Origin of the sequence: Paenibacillus plantarum (genome assembly GCF_013141695.1) — a bacterium.
Lineage (GTDB): Bacteria > Bacillota > Bacilli > Paenibacillales > NBRC-103111 > Paenibacillus_E > Paenibacillus_E plantarum.
Map to the genome: position 1 here is coordinate 35911 of NZ_WHNY01000063.1, position 18700 is coordinate 54610.

At 44.6% G+C, this 18700-nt stretch carries 16 protein-coding genes, 1 riboswitch and 1 other annotated feature; of the genes, 3 read left to right on the plus strand and 13 right to left on the minus strand.

Annotation, left to right across the window (positions count from 1 at the left end; genetic code table 11):
• Positions 1–258: 258 nt before the first annotated feature.
• The 5 genes from GC096_RS21170 to GC096_RS21190 form a co-directional block, all read right to left on the minus strand.
• Complete coding sequence (locus GC096_RS21170) at positions 259–1365, minus strand: GNAT family N-acetyltransferase (RefSeq protein ID WP_171632954.1); 1107 nt, start codon at positions 1363–1365, stop codon at positions 259–261.
• A gap of 47 nt (positions 1366–1412) precedes the next feature.
• A riboswitch (ZMP/ZTP riboswitch) is annotated at positions 1413–1493 on the minus strand.
• A gap of 71 nt (positions 1494–1564) precedes the next feature.
• Entirely contained in the window at positions 1565–2173 is a 609-nt protein-coding gene (locus GC096_RS21175; protein WP_171632955.1) for a LysE/ArgO family amino acid transporter, read from the minus strand.
• A gap of 69 nt (positions 2174–2242) precedes the next feature.
• Positions 2243–3142, minus strand: coding sequence for an aminoglycoside phosphotransferase family protein (locus GC096_RS21180; protein ID WP_171632957.1), 900 nt, complete (start codon positions 3140–3142; stop codon positions 2243–2245).
• 75 nt (positions 3143–3217) lie between these two features.
• Positions 3218–3370, minus strand: coding sequence for a hypothetical protein (locus GC096_RS21185; protein ID WP_171632959.1), 153 nt, complete (start codon positions 3368–3370; stop codon positions 3218–3220).
• Between the two features lie 278 nt (positions 3371–3648).
• Positions 3649–4557, minus strand: coding sequence for a DUF3221 domain-containing protein (locus tag GC096_RS21190; RefSeq protein WP_171632961.1), 909 nt, complete (start codon positions 4555–4557; stop codon positions 3649–3651).
• A gap of 172 nt (positions 4558–4729) precedes the next feature.
• Here GC096_RS21190 and GC096_RS21195 point away from each other — a divergent pair, with 172 nt between their 5' ends.
• Complete coding sequence (locus GC096_RS21195; RefSeq protein ID WP_171632998.1) at positions 4730–5140, plus strand: DUF1801 domain-containing protein; 411 nt, start codon at positions 4730–4732, stop codon at positions 5138–5140.
• Positions 5141–5551: 411 nt separating this feature from the next.
• Here the strand turns inward: GC096_RS21195 and asd are convergent, their stop codons facing one another.
• From asd to uvrA, 4 genes are all read right to left on the minus strand, one after another.
• Positions 5552–6637 (minus strand): aspartate-semialdehyde dehydrogenase, encoded by a 1086-nt coding sequence (gene asd, locus GC096_RS21200; RefSeq protein ID WP_171632962.1) that lies wholly within the window; start codon positions 6635–6637, stop codon positions 5552–5554.
• Positions 6638–6793: 156 nt separating this feature from the next.
• Positions 6794–7054, minus strand: a binding site (T-box leader).
• Between the two features lie 69 nt (positions 7055–7123).
• Entirely contained in the window at positions 7124–8203 is a 1080-nt protein-coding gene (locus GC096_RS21205) for a hypothetical protein (RefSeq protein ID WP_171632964.1), read from the minus strand.
• Positions 8204–8319: 116 nt separating this feature from the next.
• On the minus strand, positions 8320–9843 hold the full coding sequence (locus tag GC096_RS21210; protein ID WP_171632999.1) for an MDR family MFS transporter: 1524 nt from the start codon (positions 9841–9843) through the stop codon (positions 8320–8322).
• A gap of 20 nt (positions 9844–9863) precedes the next feature.
• Positions 9864–12353 carry an excinuclease ABC subunit UvrA gene (gene uvrA, locus GC096_RS21215; protein WP_171632966.1) on the minus strand — a complete coding sequence of 830 codons (2490 nt, stop codon included), beginning with the start codon at positions 12351–12353 and terminating at the stop codon, positions 9864–9866.
• Between the two features lie 148 nt (positions 12354–12501).
• On the opposite strand from uvrA, the gene GC096_RS21220 reads away from it, so the two are divergent.
• Entirely contained in the window at positions 12502–12996 is a 495-nt protein-coding gene (locus GC096_RS21220; protein ID WP_171632967.1) for a MarR family winged helix-turn-helix transcriptional regulator, read from the plus strand.
• A gap of 60 nt (positions 12997–13056) precedes the next feature.
• Here the strand turns inward: GC096_RS21220 and GC096_RS21225 are convergent, their stop codons facing one another.
• The 4 genes from GC096_RS21225 to GC096_RS21240 form a co-directional block, all read right to left on the minus strand.
• Positions 13057–13737: a TetR/AcrR family transcriptional regulator gene (locus GC096_RS21225; protein WP_171632969.1), complete on the minus strand. Its 681-nt coding sequence runs from the start codon at positions 13735–13737 to the stop codon at positions 13057–13059.
• On the minus strand, positions 13727–14884 hold the full coding sequence (locus GC096_RS21230; protein ID WP_171632971.1) for an FAD-dependent oxidoreductase: 1158 nt from the start codon (positions 14882–14884) through the stop codon (positions 13727–13729). Before GC096_RS21230 ends, GC096_RS21225 begins: the two co-directional genes overlap by 11 nt.
• A gap of 682 nt (positions 14885–15566) precedes the next feature.
• Positions 15567–16847, minus strand: coding sequence for an L-cysteine desulfidase family protein (locus GC096_RS21235; RefSeq protein ID WP_171632972.1), 1281 nt, complete (start codon positions 16845–16847; stop codon positions 15567–15569).
• A gap of 165 nt (positions 16848–17012) precedes the next feature.
• On the minus strand, positions 17013–17321 hold the full coding sequence (locus GC096_RS21240; RefSeq protein ID WP_171632974.1) for a hypothetical protein: 309 nt from the start codon (positions 17319–17321) through the stop codon (positions 17013–17015).
• Between the two features lie 154 nt (positions 17322–17475).
• Between GC096_RS21240 and GC096_RS21245 the strand changes: the two genes are divergently transcribed.
• Positions 17476–18642 carry a stalk domain-containing protein gene (locus GC096_RS21245; protein WP_171632975.1) on the plus strand — a complete coding sequence of 389 codons (1167 nt, stop codon included), beginning with the start codon at positions 17476–17478 and terminating at the stop codon, positions 18640–18642.
• Positions 18643–18700: the final 58 nt, after the last annotated feature.

Consider the following 18700-nt stretch of genomic DNA (forward strand, 5'->3'; position numbering starts at 1 on the left):
TATCCCTCGCTTCAGCTGTTCAGTGTCAAATATTTTCTAAGTCTATCATACAGGGATCTGGAAAGAGAACAAACCGAAGGACGCCCCTCTCATTCTAAGAACTTCTCCTCAACGATTCAAGGAACAAAATCCGCTATTTCATAGAACGATTTACTGATTTATTAGATCATAGATCGAGTTTCTTACGTGCAGAAAGCAAAAGCTGCCCTCAAAGTAGATAATTCTACTTGTTGGACAGCTTTATTAGGATAAGACTACTTAGTTGATTTCACGTTCATATAAATTAGCGCTCCAACCCCGGCCATCATATCTACCCCGATGAATGAAATCATGGCTGCGATAATAGTCATTCAGTGTTGGGTTATCGGCCATGCAGTCTAATCGCAGCCAGCCTTTACCTTTGGTCTTTATATAATCTGCTGCCCAAGCTAGAAACTTGTTACCGAAACCCTCTCCTTTATATTTTCGTGAGACGACTAAACGGTGTACATATCCAGCATCATCATGGAACAAATCTCCCCAAATCTCTTCGTACTGCCATTGGATGGAAAAACAACCAATTAACGCACCGTTCTGACACGCGACAAATACTTCTTGATCATTTATAAAAGATGTTAAATAGGCATTGTTAAAAGAATCCTCTCTCCACTGTGTGAAACCCTTCGACAATTGTATCCATTGGGCTGCTTCTATAAATAGTTTCTGAATGTCATCTACATCTTCTATTTGTGCTTTCCTTATGATAAATAAATCCTGCTGCAGCGCTGCAGTTGGCTCATCTCTGTGCCAATGATACTCAATCTTTGAAGCAGCAGCGAGGGCTCTCTCTTCACCAAATAGTCTAGCAACGACATAAAGCGCTGCATCGAATCCTGCGGTAACACCTGCGGACATCACAATTTTACCGTTATTAACATACCTAACATCTTCGACAATCGTAGCACTAGATGGTACAATTTCGCGCAATAAATCAAATGCATTTCGATTGGTCGTCACTCGTAATCCATCAAGTAAGTTTGCCTTCGCTAACAAGAGCGCACCTGTGCAAACGGATAAAACGATTTCCGCACTAGCAGCAGTTTGGCTAATCCATGATGTAAGCGTTGCGTTGTTCATTTCAGTTCGCGATCCTAGACCTCCGGGTACAATCAAAATGTCTGGCAGTGGGCAATTGTCTAAGCTGTATTTGGGATGGATCATGAGACCACTGACTGTTGTCACAGGTTTTTGCCCTTCGCCCACCGTGTAGACCTTGAAATCCTTGCCCCAATTACTCGATACCCCAAACACATCGTACGGACCAGCAATATCCAATAGATCTACCTTTTCATAAATGAGGACTGCCACATTTCTAGCTCGTTCCATTCCATTCTCCTCCTCGAAATAAAAAAAGCATTTGATCAATTGATCAAATACTTTGCCCAGGCGAACGGCTGTTATGGAATATGTGCTCCCCCGTAGTGATCTACGTTTCGCCAGTTACACATACCAAATATTCCCTTAATTATATTCGGACATCTCTGTGGAAATCAAGAAGAACTTCTTCAACCATGACATATTTTGTTTAAATTAATTGTGTAATTAAATAAACGGAAGTTACCCACATGATTATCGCTGAAACTTTATTGAGATACGTCATAAATGTGTTCGATTTATCTAATTTCCCAACCTGTCTCCCCACGACGGCAAGAGCCAAAAACCAAATCCATGACACAAGAATACAAGCAATCGCAAATGCCAGTTTTTCTTTTCCAACATAGTGGATAGAACTCGTCCCAATGACTCCGATCGTATCTAAAATGGCATGAGGATTTAAGAGTGAAACCGATGCTGCAAACGCGATCTGCTTCTTAGGCGATAAAGCTTTGTCATCGGATGACGTGTTGCCAGGTTTACTTTTCCAAGTAACAATCCCCATATAGAAGAGGAACAGTATGCCTAGTACGAAAAGCACGAACTTGATAGCAGGTATCGTGATAATAACGACGGATATGCCTAAAATAGCCAAAGTAATTAGTGCAGTATCACAAAGTGCTGCTGTGAGAACGACCGGTAAAGCCCTAACTAAACGTGGTTGTGTCACACCTTGATTAAAAACAAATACATTTTGAACACCTAACGGTAAAATCAGACCTGCTGATAAAAGAATTCCTTGGAAGATGGCAGTAAGCATGATGTATTTCTCCTATCTACAAATCGATGTATACAATAATTCAATGAAAAAAAGAAGTGCAATTCGCAACTACCGCGTTACATGCTCGATAAGCACCTCATCAATCGCACGTCGAGATATAGCGGCTAACCCAGGGTTCTTATCTATGTAGTAAGCATAAGCGATCAATCCAAAGGAAAGTGCCCAGCCACGTCCTCGCGACCATGTTGCTTCATCGACCGTTAGCAAAGAGCGGAATTCCTCTCGGCATTCAGCCGTGAGAAATGTCCATGCAACCATGAGGTCGCAGGCAGGATCCCCCACACCCAATGTGCCGAAATCGATCACGGCGCTTAATCGTCCCTGTTCTATAAGAAGATTTCCCGGATGTAAATCACCATGGATCCAGACGCCTTGTCCTTGCCAAACGGGAGCTTGAAGTGCCGAGTCCCATGCAGCCTCTGCTACAGCAGGATCGATAATTCTGTTCAAGCTTGCGATAGCATCTCGAACTGCCCCATCTCGCATCGCTAGAGGCTCACCCCTGCCAGAATTGTGAGTACCTGGACCTGGACCATCTGTTGAATCGACAGTCTGCATAGCATTAACGAAATGCGCAAGAACTGTTGCTGCTTGGTTATAGCTGTCTACTTGTCCAACTGTCGCATTCTCGCCATCGAGCCAACGATACACAGACCAGTACCATGGGTAGTCTTCCGAGGGAACACCTTTTGCTAATGGTACTGGAATGGATATCGGGATCATCGGGGCTAGCTTCGGCAGCCAACGTTGCTCTTTTTCCACTTGTCCAATGGCCCAATCTGCTCGAGGTAATCGAACAGCCATATCATCTCCAAGTCGATAGATCGCATTGTCTGTGCCAGCAGAATCCACAGGCCAAAGACGGAGCTCTGCCCATTCTGGAAATTGTGAAGAGATCAGTTGTTGCACGAGTTTTAAGTCAATTGCAATCTCTTTCGATTGGCTCATTCGAACACGTCCTTTGGAGTAATTCAAGATCATCACATTAACCACAATAGCACCAGCAGCACCAGCTCCATCAACCTAAGTCCCAGAACCAGCAGCCCGAGCTCCAGCACCAGCGACCCAAGCCAGCTCCAGCTGCCAAGCCCAGACCCAGCGACCCAAGCTAGCTCCAACTACCAAGTCCCAGACCCAGACCCAGCCCCAGCGACCTAAGCCAGCTCCAGCTGCCAAGCCCAGCACCAGCCCCAAAACCAGCCAAGGCGTTCTGCTTAAAGTAAATAGATGGAAAATATGCAGCTAATTGCATATTATTTTTCACTTTATTTGAAATAAATGTAAAATATACAGCTATTTTCAATCGAAAACACCGAACTCAACTGAATCGAGAGAATTAGATGTAGTTTTTCCATCTAGTCTCTAAATTTCACCCAAAACAGACGAAATAGCTGGAGTTTTTCCAGTTAATCAATATTATCGCTCTGTCCACCTCGACAAAATTGCCCTTGCAACTAACTATCCACGACGACCTTTGTCACAAATTTCTCACTACCGAAATCATATCCAGCAAACCAAATTTTCACCTGCTTACCAACCGTTATCTCGGAGAATTGTGCTGGGCCGCTTCCCTTTCGTAGTTGTGCAAATGGAAGTAGTTTATATTTCACACCATCAATTTCAATGATACGCTCCACGTTAACGCCTTCGCCAGTTGTAACTAATCCTGTAACCTTACCACTAGCATCACCGGCGCCATTGCCATGTGCGATGATCTCGAGGCGAAGTCCCATTGTTTGACCAGGGTAACTCGTCAACATCATACCTTCCGCCCACACTTTAACGGTATCTCCAATCTGAACCTCATTCGATTGCAGCTTCTTACCTTCAAACTCAATTTGTGCATCGTCTGACATGGTATACCACGCAGCATCAGGCATTTTGTTATCTGGACCAATGAATTTATCGGATGAAACGACCAAAAAACTACCCTTCTCATTAATTGCAGTAATTTTACCAGTCATTCCAGATTGCTCATTAATCGTATAGACGGAAATATTCAGTGGAAACTCGGCACCGATTGCCTTATAAATGGATTGTTTAAGTTTTGCCTTCTCTGCATCCGAGAGTGTTATGGCATGTTCGCCTACGCGGCGCACTTCCAGAAATGCTTCTTTCTCATTGCTATAAGCGGATTGAGGCCTGACTTGATGTTTTTCGAAAACTGCCCCTAACGTAATTAGTTGATTTGCATATTTTTGTAAATCTTCTTTAGATACAGATTTCATCTGTTTAGGCGCTTCTTGGAGCTGAGCAGCTCCTTCATATTGATCCAATCCCTTTCGATCACAGCACCCCGTAATCAGGACCACACTAAGAATCGTACATTGAACCATTGGAACCCAATTTCGCTTTGTCCACATGAAATACTTCCACCCTTCTCCCACGTGATATTAGCAATTCCTGTCGTATGTATTAGACGATCATTTCCTGATAAATGTTTCTATTTCAAACAATACTTTGGTAAAATGATCATGAATCGCCATCACATCGGTATTATCGATAGGAGTGTTTTAAGTGGCATACGAAGCCAAAATGAAAGAAACGGATAGCAGTGTCCTTGAGTTTATCGAAAATGTGGAAAGTGCTAAAAAGCGTGAAGACGCTTATCAATTATTACATATTTTTACAGAAGTGACAGGTTATGAAGCCAAAATGTGGGGTCCAAGCATTATTGGTTTTGGCTCTTATCATTACAAATATGCATCCGGTCACGAAGGAGATGCTCCTCTTGTAGGGTTCTCGCCGCGGAAAGCCAAAATCAGCTTGTATTTTGCAACAGGAGATACCGATCGCGATGAATTATTAATGAAGTTCGGCAAACACGAGGCTGCAAAAGCCTGTGTATACATCAATAAAGTAGCAGATATCAACGTTGATATCTTAAAAGCTCTAATTAGCCAATCGGTTACATTTCTGCAGGAGCGTTACCCAAGTCATACCTAAAATAAAAAAAAGGGGCCGTCTCCGTGTAGAATCATCTACGCGGGGATTGCCCCTACTCGCATTGTGAAGGGAATAGCCAAGTTCAGGTGTAGCCTGCGGGGGCTTAGTGCAAGTTAAGGCCCAAAAAGGGCCTTAACACCTGTGCCCAGCCGCCTTTTCGGAGGCTTACGGCACTTTAAGGCCCAAAAAGGGCCTTAACACCTGTGCCCAGCCGCCTTTTCGGAGGCTTATGGCACTTTAAGGCCCAAAAAGGGCCTTAACACCTGTGCCTAGCCGCCTTTTCGGAGGCTTACGGCACTTTAAGGCCCAAAAAGGGCCTTAACTTCTGTGCCTAGCTACCTTTTCGGAGGCTTCAGGCACTCTAAGGACCAAAAAAGGGCCTTAACTTCTGTGCCCCTCGCCTATCAAGCTTTATTTCGCTTGAATATAACCTTCGGCTTTAAGCAACTCAGCGATTAGAACCGCACCACCCGCTGCACCGCGCAACGTGTTATGCGACAATCCAACGAATTTATAATCAAACATGGAATCTTCGCGCAAACGTCCAACGGAAACGCCCATACCGCGCTCAATTTCGCGATCCAACTTCGTTTGTGGTCTATTTTCTTCTTCAAAGTAGGTGATGAACTGTTTCGGAGCACTCGGCAGATTCAACTCTTGCGGACGTCCTTTGTAGTTCAACCAGCGAGAAAGAATTTCTTCTTTCGAAGGTTTATTCTCGAAAGAGGCAAACACCGTTGCCAAATGTCCGTCCGTTACGGGAACGCGGATACATTGCGTCGTAATTAGCGGAGAACTTGCTTTAACGATTTCATTGTTTACAATACTGCCCCAGATACGCAGCGGCTCTTGCTCACTTTTCTCTTCTTCCCCACCGATGTAAGGAATAACGTTATCCAACATCTCCGGCCAATCCGTGAAGTTTTTACCCGCGCCTGAGATCGCTTGATACGTCGAAGCAACCACATTCGTTGGTTTAAAATCCAACAATGCATGAAGCGCTGGAACATAGCTTTGAATGGAACAATTTGGTTTTACTGCGATAAAACCAGTCGATGTGCCAAGACGTTTTCTTTGCGCAGCAATGATTTCAATATGACCTGGGTTCACTTCTGGGATGACCATCGGAATATCAGGTGTCCAGCGGTGAGCTGAGTTATTCGAAATAACAGGCGTGCCTGTTTTGGCGTAAGCTTCCTCTAACGCTTTAATTTCATCCTTTTTCATATCGACGGCACAAAAAATAAAATCAACCCCAGTGGCAACTTCCTCCACTTTCGATGCATCTTGCACGATAATTTGTTTCACATTTTCAGGGATGGGTGTAGCCAGTTTCCATCTGCTTTGAACCGATTCTTCATACGTTTTACCAGCGGAGCTACTGCTTGCTGCAATCGCAGTTACTTCGAACCATGGATGCTGATCCAGTAATTCAACGAATCTCTGGCCAACCATGCCAGTTCCTCCAACAATACCTACTTTTAATTTTCTCGACATGCTATATTCAAATCCTTTCACATTCGTATGATACTGATGATAAGCATCTTAATAGTAAATTCAAACTGTTTATTTCGGTGTGCCTAATATTATAGCACGTGCGCAAAGTTTCTTACGCAATAACAAAAAAATCCCACCCCCAAGACTATTGCCAGTCTTAGGGACGAGATTAATATCCTCGTGGTACCACCCAGTTTCACCAATATGTCGCCATATCAGCCTCTTCAAGTACGACAGGCCGAAGCCATGCGTATACTTTAGCTCTATAACAGGAGCTCCTGTCACACCATCCCCCATGATTGGTTCCGATGTGCTGCTCTGAGGCTTTGTTCAATAAAGTTCTCTTTACTCCTTTTCAGCGGACGGAGCTCTCTGTGAAAGATTTCATTTATTTACTCATCTCTTCAACGCATTTGTTATTGCGATAATATTATCAAATTACGAGAGGTACGTAAACAAGAAATTTTGGAAACTACATTATTTTTCTTAACTAGCTCCATTGGGATTCCTGATCCATCTAGGCCCTACCCATGTTTCAATTAGAAAACGCTCAGCGAATTTGCTGCGGAAAAGCCCAATGACATGTACCTTTTGCGGCGAAAGTACCAACGATAAGGTACTGTCAGGGTGAGGCGAATCTTGAAGTGAAGTTGACTGCTGTAGAAGCAAACTCGTATCTACTTGTTCAAAGTTGCCCACCTGTTGCAGCTCCAACTGTATCCATTGGGGTCCAAGCCAGGTTGCAACCTGAAACCACTTCTTATCTGTCACATGGTCATAAGAGAGCCAATCCTCTTGAACGGCAACGATTCGAACGTCCTGCGGTGAGATCATCCCGTTCATCCCTTTAGATGCATCCATGGAGCTGAACATAGGCGTATTCTCAAATAAAGTAACGACACTCGGAAATCCGGGTTGAGATGGTGGTGTTATTTTCGATGCCTCTTCCTCGTATTTACTCATCACTCTTGCCATAATCGAAATGGCTTCTGCATTGGTCAGATTGTCTTTTGGCCGAAAATGGGTTGTCGTAGCGCTGTCTAACAAGCCGTCCTGATAGGCAGTTTGAACAAGACCTTGATGCATCTCCTTAACGTCTTTGAAATCCATGAAATCTTTACTCGCATCCAATTGCTTGTTATTCCCACTACCTTGTACGATGCTGAACGTCAGCAATTTAATTAATCCACCTACTGCCGTCTCGCGGTTCAAGTGTTGTGCATACATCGGAGCAAGATCATATACATAGCCTTTGATCAGATCATCTTCCTTGCCTTGTGGCAGCTGTACACCCATCTTAATCATCGTTGCCCAGTTTCCAATATCAATCGGCTCGTCATATCGCGCTGGGTTGAGAACGTAGAAATAGAACGAGTTCCACTCTTCCCTCGTGATCGGCCCTTTCATCGAGCTGCCGTCCTTATAAGGCACGATCATCTGTTTATAGTTCTTTAGTTCAGGTTCAACCCAATGAACCTCTGCAGCGTGCGAAACTAAAGGAACCATCAGTATCACGAGTGCCATCAGGATTGTTACTTTTTGAATATAAAGTCCTAACCTTGTCATTACCCATCACTCCAGACATTGTTTGCTAATCAATTAGACGGAGTAACCCACCAATAGTTTCCATTTCGTGCAATAAAATAAAGAAAAAAGACTGCCCAGAGGCAGCCCTTCAATTCTTAATGAGAAGCCGAATAGGCTTCCAATTCTGAAGCAGGATCAAACTTCTCTTTACTCATAGCGAATGCAGCCACAAGTGCAATAACGGATGGAATTATGGCCCATGCAAAAGTATGAACGATCGATGAGGACAAAGCCTCTGTAATTTTATCTAGAACCTGAACCGGGATGAGCTCACGGGTTTCAGGTGTCAATATTTTACGCGGGTCACTTAGATCTACGCCTTCTGGCATTTGTCCGCCAGCACTGAACATACCTGCTAATTTATTTGCAAAATGATGGCTTTGAATGATACCAAATACGGTTATTCCCAGTGTCATGCCAAGTGAACGCATGAAATTGAGTGTTGAACTTGCTGAACCGCGTTGTCTTGCAGAGAAGCCATGAATCGCCGCATTACTTAACACGGAGAACGAAGCACCGATACCTAGACCGACCAGAATCATGAAGATCGTCACAAGGAATCGGGATGAACCCGTCCCTAATGTCGTGAGTAAGGCGATACCTACTACAAGAATAGCTAATGTCGGAATCATGATGGATCGGTATTTAAACTTAGCGAGCATGGAACCACCACCCGCGGCAGTCACGACAGAACCGAGCATCATGGGTAGTAGAACAAGTCCTGAATTCGTTGCGGATCCACCAAGAACGCCTTGGATGAAGATAGGAATGTAGATAGAAGCTGTAATAAATGCCGCGCCTGCAAACATAGCCATGATATTGCTCGTGGCATACAGGCGGTTTTTGAACATACCAAAGGTAATAATTGGTTCTTCAGCTCTACGTTCAATAAAGATAAAGCCAACGATAAGTGCGGCAAAAGCGGCGAATAATCCAATAATCGTGCTTGAATTCCACGCATATTGTTTGCCACCAAGCTCCAGTGCGAACATCAGACAAACGATGGAACCTACAAGCGCAACTGCACCGAGATAATCGATTTTTTGTTTGGAATGCTGAACGGATTCCTTGTAGAAGAAAGTGATCATAACAAAGGCAATGAAGCCAAGTGGTAAGTTAATATAGAAAATCCAAGACCAATGGATATAATCCGTTATATAAGCACCTAAAAGGGGACCGAAAATACTGGATAGACCGAATACCGCTCCGAACAAACCACCCATTTTACCACGTTTATCTGCAGGAACGACATCAAACATAATGGTGAAAGCGATTGGCATGAGCGCACCGCCACCTATCCCTTGGATTGCACGATAAATACTTAGTTGAACTATCGTTTCTGCTGTCCCACATAAGGCGGAACCAATCATGAATACGATGATACCGAAAATGAAAAACCGCTTGCGTCCATACATATCTGATAATTTACCGAAAATCGGCATACCCGCCATTTCTGCTACTAAATAAGCTGATGTCACCCACATGAACTTGTCAAATCCGCCTAGATCACCAACGATTGTCCCAATCGCCGTTGCAACGATCGTGTTATCCATGGATGCCATTAGAATCGCAAGCAGCAAGCCACCAATTATGATCCCTAATTTATTTTCTTTTGCCATTTTCTTCATTTCCCCTCTTATCACAATATGTGTTTCAAAAATCTCCCCGTATGCGAAGCTTGAACCTCAGCTACCTGCTCAGGAGTACCAACGGCAACGAGCTTGCCTCCTGCTGCGCCTCCCTCTGGACCGATATCGATGATCCAGTCGGATTCCCGTATCAGTTCCAAGCTGTGTTCAACGATCACAACGGTATTTCTTGAATCTACCAGCTTACGCAGTAAAGCGTGTAGCTGTTTGATATCCGACGGATGGAGTCCTGTCGTCGGCTCGTCCAGTAAGTAAAGCGTGTGATGTTTTGCCGGCTTACTTAACTCTTTGGCGAGTCGAATACGCTGTCCCTCACCGCCTGACAAAGTTTTGACCGATTGCCCCCATTTCAGGTAACCAAGTCCGACCTCGCACAACATCTCGATGATCGCCGCTATTTTCACTTCCGTCTTAAGGATTTCGAGACTTTCTTGAATAGACATATTCAGTATGTCAGATATGGATAGTCCCTTAAAATGAACCTGAAGTACCTCATCTGTAAAGCGTTTCCCCTTGCAATCCGGGCACTTCACTTCCAGATCGGGCAGGAAATTCATATCAACGGATACTGTACCTAGACCTTGACATTTCTCGCAACGACCACCTGATGTATTAAATGAAAAATGTTTAGATGTTAGCTTACGTATTTTGGCTTCGGGCAATCCAGCAAATAACTGACGCAGATGCGTAAACACATCAGTATAGGTAGCTACATTCGAACGCTGCATTCGCCCCATTGGTGTTTGATCAAAGATTACCGTTTGTCCGACATGCTCCAAGCCCGTTATTTCTTCGCAACCTGTTAGGTGAGTCCCGCTGCTACCTTGGGCAAGAATATCAAAAACGAGTGTCGATTTTCCTGAACCAGAAACCCCAGTAACGGCAACCAAGCAACCTAACGGAAATGAAACCGATGAAATACTTACATTGCGAACCTGTGCTTCCCGGATTGAGATGAGATGTCCATTCCCTGCGCTGCGAAGCCGTGACGGAGATGGTAGACGATCTTCGCGTAAATAGGCACCCGTTACGGAGGACTCATTGGCAATCAATTCCTCTAGACTGCCCTCTCCTACAACAGTTCCACCGTATTCTCCAGCCCCTGGTCCGATATCGATAATATGATCTGCTGCACGCATCATCTCGACATCATGCTCAATAACAAGGACAGTATTGCCTAGATCACGCAACTGTTGAAGTACGCGAATGAGGCCAACCGTATCCCGCGGGTGCAATCCTGTGGTCGGTTCATCTAGGATAAAGAGCACACCAGTCAAACCTGATCCTAGTAGCGAAGCAAGACGTAGCCGTTGTGTCTCACCACCGGATAATGTCACCGTTTGACGATTCAAAGAAAGATAACCTAGTCCGACATCCAAAATCCGTTTAAGCTTCGTAGGCATGTCATGGATGATCGGCTCTAATAAATGCTGCCCTTCTGGCGGAAGCGCTATTTGTAAGTCGCTTAACCACGAATAGACATCACTAAGTGACCAGTCCGCGACTTCAGTGATTGTCGATCCTGCTGTCCGCACTTGGCGTATTTCCTTCTTCAGACGCGCTCCGAGGCAATCTGGACATATCGTTTCATGGAAAAAGCTATTGTCCTTTTCCTGACCACCTGACTCCCCTTCTTTCTCTTTATAACGCCGCCATAATCCTGGGATAACACCTTCAAATTTCGTGCCTTGGACAGGCTTCACTTGGGGATAATGGCGCTTGAATGCTTCGCTCTCAACTCCGTAGTACAGCAAATCACGCTGTATCTCGCCGTATTCTTTCAATGGCTGATCGGGATCCAGCTCAAATCCATAATGCTTGGCGGCCGCCACCAGAATACGGATTTGGATATCACGATGAACACCACTTAGTGAGGCAACGCCACCTTCTCTTAGACTCAGCTCAGAATTGAACACAGCAGCTTCATGGATGCTCGCGACATGCCCAAGCCCGCTGCAAGTCTCACAGGCTCCTTCCGGCTTGTTAAAGGAAAAGTGTGACATGCTTAGCGTATCCAGGGACGCATCGCAATGAGGGCAGGTAATCGTCGGATTGTACATGTCTTCGTCATCCTCTAGGAGCAAGCCTTGTTGCTCAAATGAAGGCGGTATAAGTCCGCTGCAGGAAGGACATATCCGCTCCCCAAATCGGGAAAAAATAAACCGGACATACGTGTAAATATCCGTTACCGTTCCCACTGTGGAGCGCGGATTTCGGTTCGTAACATGCTGTCCAACACTTATGGACGGGGAAAGTCCTTCAATGGACTCAACCTTTGGTTTGCTGACTGACCCTGAAGCCATGCCCATGGATTCCATATACTGTCTCTGACATTCACGTTGAAGGGTATCCATCGCAAGCGTCGATTTGCCAGAGCCCGATGGTCCTGTCAGCACGACTAGCTTGTATTTAGGAATTGATAAAGAAATGTTTTTCAGATTATTCTCACGGGCACCCTTGATGATGATGTATTCATTCATACTAATTCCTCCTATCTTTCCTACCACTTTGCATGTGCGGAGCGATTTCGTTATAATAAACAAGATTAATATTACGACCATCTAGTATCTCGATTTAAAAGTATCTTGATAATCGAGATATATTCCATCTTAAAAGGAGGGCTGTCTTTTGTCAAGCTATCAAGACGAGCAACCAACGGATCTTCAGGAGCAATTTACTTTACGCATGCGTAGCCTCGGTACACGTACGGTGCTCTACCAGCAAAATGTCGCTACCTCGCTAGGGTTATACAATAACGATTTCATTTCCATCGATATTCTCCGTGATAGAGGTCCGATTACCGCGGGAGAGCTGTCCAAACTAACCGGACTTGCTACAGGCAGTATTACTGCACTCATCGACCGACTTGAGAAAAATGGTTACGTTCGTAGGCAAAATGACCCGAATGATCGTCGGAAAGTAATCATAGTTCCTTTGTATGAAAACAAGGAAGATGTCAGTCAGACTTACCTCCCCCTTCACAGTGCAATGGTGAAATTGGCTTCCTCCTATACAGAGGAAGAGCTTGCTTTCATCACAAAGTTTCTAGACCAAGCTAGTCATGTTCTTGATGAGCAGATTGATCAACTCAGCGCAACGCTTAGCAGCAAATCCTCTTCTTGAAGCTAAAAAAGGACGGCACCTTCAAGTCCATTGACTTGGTGGTATCGTCCTTTTTTGAAATTAAACCTCATTCTTCCTTTGCAATATGCCTTGCAGAATCACTTCCAACCCCCAACGAAAACGTTCTTTACCGTCCGCGGAGGTCATCTCCTCTCTCAAACCCATAAGCAACGGGTATCGCTTGGCATCCAGAGATTGATAAGAAGCTTTAACGGCTTGCAGCGTTGTTCCAACTTGATTGCGAGATGTTTGTTCGAAAGCGACGGAAGACACATACAGAGTTAATAAATCAATTCCCCATGCCGCAGATGTGGCACCGACACCTGCTTCATTCAATTGCTGCAGCATATACTCTGTAATTCCTAGTGAGTTGTGCCCAACCGGAATAGTCGTAAGTGCGAGCTCTGCGATTCCTGGAGCGTCGAATAGAACCATTAAATACGAGTCTAACACATCGAGTAGCCGCGATTGCCAGGTTCCTGAATCTGATGATGAGAAAGTCACTTCCGCTAGCCCAGCATCCAAAACATAGGCACTTAGCTCCTGTTGGTTGGTTACATACACATATAGGGATGACGGGCCTGTGTCCAACGCCTTGGCAATTTTCCGCATGCTGAGTCCAGATGAGCCTTCGGACTTTACTAACCCCAATGCTGTTTCGACAATGAGTTCTTTACTTAATGGCTCTTTAGCCGGGCGTGCACGACGGCTTACAACCGTTCGAGTTGGTTTATTGGTCATGATACTGATTCATCAGCTCCATCAATTTAGGTGCAGCATCTTCGCCAAAACATAGCGCGAGATTATCATCAGACATTTTAGCAGATTCTGCTGTGTATGGATACATTTTCTCTTCATATGCTTGAACGGCAGCGCTCAAATCCTGATGAGCAACGATGGACAATGCCAGTTCAGCAGCGTCAAGCATCGCCAGATTCACACCCTCGCCTGCAAAAGGAGACATCAAATGTGCGGCATCACCGATCAGGGTAACACCCGGTTTGTGTGTCCATGTAAGCCCGACAGGCAACATATAAATACGTCTCGGCACGATTGGACCTGTCGCGGAACTAATATATGTCGTTAGCGATTCATCCCAGTCGCCAAAAAGCTTCAACAACTGATACTTCGCCTCCTCAGGCTGATCAAACGGAATACCACTTGTTTCAACCCAATCTTGTTCAACTCGAAAAGCTGCATACACACAAAGTCGTCCGTCACCATTCAACTGTCCCAAAATGCCCTTATGATCTGACAAAGCAAACAACTTGCCACGTCGATTAAAAGCAGCAATCTCTGGATGCTCAACAGCTACATTATTTACATAGAGTTCAACCATACTAAGCCCTGTATACGTTGGTACTACATCGGTCAATAACGTTCGTATTCGAGAGAAAGCACCGTCCGCGGCCACAACAAGATCAACAATATCTACATGTCCATTATCAAAATGAAGTTCATGCTGGCCATTGTCCTTGGGTATGGCTTCGTTTAGATTGTAGCCCCAATGGATACAAGTTGGGTCGATAGCGTTCAGCAATAGCCCGCGGAGCGTACCGCGATCAATTTCGGGTCGATTACCGTCTTTTGAATCTGCCACTTCGTCCAGGTATACCTTGCCGGTTTTATCAAGCAGACGGAAATCTTCCCCTTCATAGCGAGCTAATGCTTGGAATTGTTCAAGTAAACCAGCTTCTCTAAGCGCTCTTTGTCCCGATTCTGGATGTATGTCTAACGAACCACCTTGCTGACGACTTATTGGTGATGCTTCACGTTCATAAACGACCGTCTTCACGCCATGCTCCTGCAGAATTCTAGCAAGTGTTAACCCACCAGGGCCAGCGCCTATAATTGCGATACGATGTTGTTCATTTCTATTTGTCATCATGGTGTGCACCTCGGAATTAGATTTGGAATGTCATGACATAGTTATACCATAACGAACACCGTTCGTAAAGTACACTGTTCGTATATAATTTTTTTTCCCTATACGTTAAAATAAAACATACTCCGCCAACATCTCAAGTTGAGGAGATTTGTCGTATACGATCTGTGTAGAGGCGTGGGATAGGTAAAAAAAGGAACGATTGGAATACTACTCCCGCTCATAAGCGCGGTAATTGCGGTTAGTTAGGGTTGGTTGGAGCTGGTTGGGTTTTGTTAAATTGACCTTGGTTGTATTTAGTTGAGTTGTATTGAGTTGTATTGTGTTATCTTGGGTTGGGTTGCTGTCATGGTTACGTTACACAATCGTAAATTGATGGAAATTGTACAGTTAATTTCGCACTATTCTCCCTCAAAAGTGGAATAAATGGAAATTATGAAGCTATTTTTACACTTTCTCGAAGTAACTGGCGAATACTCGAAATATAACTACCTTTTTTCCATCTATTCACTCTTTTCCCCCGTAAATCGTGGTATTAGCTGTAGATTTTACAGTTAAACAAAGATAGGAGCTTTTTCATCTGCTTCACTTTTAACTGGCACATAACCAGATGAAATATTCTTCTTCCCAACATATAAATGCCAATACAAACAAAAAATCCGCCTCGCGGCGGATCATAAACCAACTATATGTTTTTGTTTAACATCATTTCAAGGACGAGTTTATCGATTTCGGATGTGGCTTCATTCCCGATCCGACAGAAGTTGTCGATCGTTTTCTCAGCGTCATTTTCGATAAAGCCGTTCGTAGAGGATATGGTCATTCCCTTCGAAGCAAGAAGCGCAGATTGGACCGCCGCACTCGTACAAGTGGCAACTTTCATCGCACAACCGCCTTTGGCACCATCACACATCATCCCGGTTACATTGCCGAGCATGTTTTGAATGGCGGCTTTAATTTCGTTGATCCCACCACCGAGTAGATAGGTAATGCCACAGCTTGCACCTGTACCCGATACAGTGACACCGCATAAAGCAGACAATCGACCGAATTTGGATTTAATATGAATCGTAACTAGGTGACTTAGCGCCACAGCACGAATAAGTTGTTCCTCCGAAGAGCCCAGTTTCTCCGCTGCCGCAATAACAGGGTTCGTCGCAGCAATACCCTGATTGCCACTGCCCGAATTCGCCATAACAGGCATGCTCGACCCAGCCATACGACCATCTGACCCCGCGGAAGCTAGCGCCATCGCATGCGAGATTAGGTCATCTGACAAAATGCCTTTTTGCACATTCTCTTTAATCGTCTTCCCAACTTGGAGACCATAATCATTCGCTAATCCGTCTAATCCTGCTTTACGGTTCAATTCAATGCTTTGCTTGACCAGTTGGAGTTCAGTGAGATCGACTGTTTTGACGAATTCTACGATCCCATCGATCGTAAGCTCGCCTCGTTCCTCTTTGGAACTCTTGAAGCTTGCATTGGCGCAGCCGCCTGATTCTACAACTTGACCATCCACTTCAATCAGCGTGATATTGGTATGATTATCAGTAATAATAACCTTTGCATAGCTTCCTTCTGTGCTCACGACGACTTCAATATATAACTTTCTGGGAGTATCAGCAAGATGCACCACTGAAAGGCCACGTTCTACCATGTCCTGCGCCATAACAACATCACTTGGCTGAATATCAGCAAGTACTTCTAATTGTTTATCCGCATTCCCAGCGATAGCTCCTAAAGCCGCGACAAAATCAATCCCGGTTACATTCGTCCCTGGAATCCCTACGGCTAATGCATTCTTGATGATACCTGCACTAGCATGAACAGTGACCTTTTCAATAGGACCTTTCACATAGCTTCGAGCCTTCGCGGCAGCCAAGGCAATCGCAACTGGCTCTGTGCAGCCAAGCGCGACGACGAGTTCTGTTTTTAATATGTGAATGAAAGTATTCGTATGCAAAGACGTCCCCCCTTAATATCTAGTTGTTTATGTCTCCCAAATGATAATCAGAATATACGATAGTTTATCAGCTAAGTTCAACTACTACTATAGCTTAAAAGTATGAGGAGAGTATGTTGTAAATATTAGATAGAATTTTTGTGCAAAACACAAACATTAACGATTTTAACCTTCCCCCACATCGGCTCCCAATTCACTTGCTACCTCTAACATCTTTGGAATGACTGCTTCATTCGTACCTGAAACATAAAGATCCCCCTGATAATGCCGGAAAGGAATCTTGATTTCACCATAGCTCCACAGGAAGAAATCCCCCTCGATAGACATGCTGGTGGCGCCAGTCACAGTAAATACGGATGTGTAAGTGAAATCCGGTTGTGTAGCAAAGTATTCTTTACACTCTTCCAATGAAATGGATGGTACAGCTTGTTCATTTTGTTGAAAAGATCTCGTAATGCGATAGCGTTGACTCATTGTAAGCCCTCCGTGAATGTATAGTTTCATCTCATAAATGTAAATCTTGAAGGATGCCATCCTGTCGTTCTGGACACAAAGCATTGTATAACCTACGAATAGTCAAGACAAATCTAGCATAATGCCAACTAAAGACAATGGAGTGTGGTAACAAGTGGGTAAATGGAAATCAGGAACAGTTGGATTCCTATGTGGTGCCTTGTTTTTCTCAGGGCTTTCCTACGCTGCGACCGATCCAATCGGAATTGACGTTTATTTTCGAAAACTGCAGTATTATTTCGATGGCGAGGTTAAGCAACCCCCTACAGATCTTCAAGGCTTCATTTACAAAAATACGACCTATGTCCCTCTTCGATTTCTGACGGAATCCTTAGGGAAACCTGTGAGTTGGGATGATGCGACAAGCTCGATCTTCGTAGGGGATAAACCCAAACAGATTCCACTTCCAACTAACGATAAAGAGAACGCATCATCAGGCTCTGCAACATTGCAAGTATTTCCAAAGGATAATCCATGGAATACGGATATCTCTGGCTTCCCTACTCATCAGAAATCCAAGCAGTACATCGAGTCAATCGGCTTTAATACGAGTGTGCATGCTGATTTTGGTACGGAATGGCAAGGGGCACCCATTGGGATTCCCTATACAATCGTAAGCGAAGATCAACCGAAAGTAAACGTAACATTTACGGATTATAGCGATGAAAGCGATCCTGGCCCCTACCCAATTCCAGCGAATGCACCAATTGAAGGCGGAACAAACAGCGATGGTGATCGTCATGTCATCGTGGTCGATAAAGACAATGCGATGCTCTATGAATTGTTCAATGCACGTGTCACGCCTGATGGATGGCAGGCTTCGAACGGCGCTAAGTGGGATTTGAAAGCCAATACGCTTCGACCCAAATATTGGACCTCCGCTGACGCGGCCGGCTTGCCAATCTTCCCTGGTCTTGTACGATATGACGAAGCCAGTACAGGCGAAATTAACCACGCACTCCGTTTCACGGTTCGGAAGACACAACGGGGATTCATAGCTCCAGCTACGCATTATGCATCGAGCAGCACAGATCCGAATCTTCCACCTATGGGCCTTCGACTCAGGCTGCGCAACGATTTCGATATTTCCGGCTACTCGACGACCAACCAAGCGATCTTGCGAGCTATGAAAAAATACGGCATGATCGTTGCCGATAACGGCAGTGATCTTTATGTGAGCGGAGCACCTGACCCGAAATGGGACGACGATGACTTACATAAATTAGGAAAGCTCAAAGGCAGCGATTTCGAGGTTGTGGATACAGGTCCTATTGAAAAATAAGGGTAGGGAAACAAATAGGCTGTCCTCAAGTAGATTACTTTACTTGAAGGACGGCCTA

What these genes read in the sequence shown, in the direction of transcription:
- GC096_RS21170 (WP_171632954.1), bottom strand. Translation starts at nt 1,365, where the DNA reads ATGGAACGAGCTAGAAATGTGGCAGTCCTCATTTATGAAAAGGTAGAT.
- GC096_RS21175 (WP_171632955.1), bottom strand. Translation starts at nt 2,173, where the DNA reads ATGCTTACTGCCATCTTCCAAGGAATTCTTTTATCAGCAGGTCTGATT.
- GC096_RS21180 (WP_171632957.1), bottom strand. Translation starts at nt 3,142, where the DNA reads ATGAGCCAATCGAAAGAGATTGCAATTGACTTAAAACTCGTGCAACAA.
- GC096_RS21190 (WP_171632961.1), bottom strand. Translation starts at nt 4,557, where the DNA reads ATGTGGACAAAGCGAAATTGGGTTCCAATGGTTCAATGTACGATTCTT.
- GC096_RS21195 (WP_171632998.1), top strand. Translation starts at nt 4,730, where the DNA reads ATGAAAGAAACGGATAGCAGTGTCCTTGAGTTTATCGAAAATGTGGAA.
- asd (WP_171632962.1), bottom strand. Translation starts at nt 6,637, where the DNA reads ATGTCGAGAAAATTAAAAGTAGGTATTGTTGGAGGAACTGGCATGGTT.
- GC096_RS21205 (WP_171632964.1), bottom strand. Translation starts at nt 8,203, where the DNA reads ATGACAAGGTTAGGACTTTATATTCAAAAAGTAACAATCCTGATGGCA.
- GC096_RS21210 (WP_171632999.1), bottom strand. Translation starts at nt 9,843, where the DNA reads ATGGCAAAAGAAAATAAATTAGGGATCATAATTGGTGGCTTGCTGCTT.
- uvrA (WP_171632966.1), bottom strand. Translation starts at nt 12,353, where the DNA reads ATGAATGAATACATCATCATCAAGGGTGCCCGTGAGAATAATCTGAAA.
- GC096_RS21225 (WP_171632969.1), bottom strand. Translation starts at nt 13,737, where the DNA reads ATGACCAATAAACCAACTCGAACGGTTGTAAGCCGTCGTGCACGCCCG.
- GC096_RS21230 (WP_171632971.1), bottom strand. Translation starts at nt 14,884, where the DNA reads ATGATGACAAATAGAAATGAACAACATCGTATCGCAATTATAGGCGCT.
- GC096_RS21240 (WP_171632974.1), bottom strand. Translation starts at nt 17,321, where the DNA reads ATGAGTCAACGCTATCGCATTACGAGATCTTTTCAACAAAATGAACAA.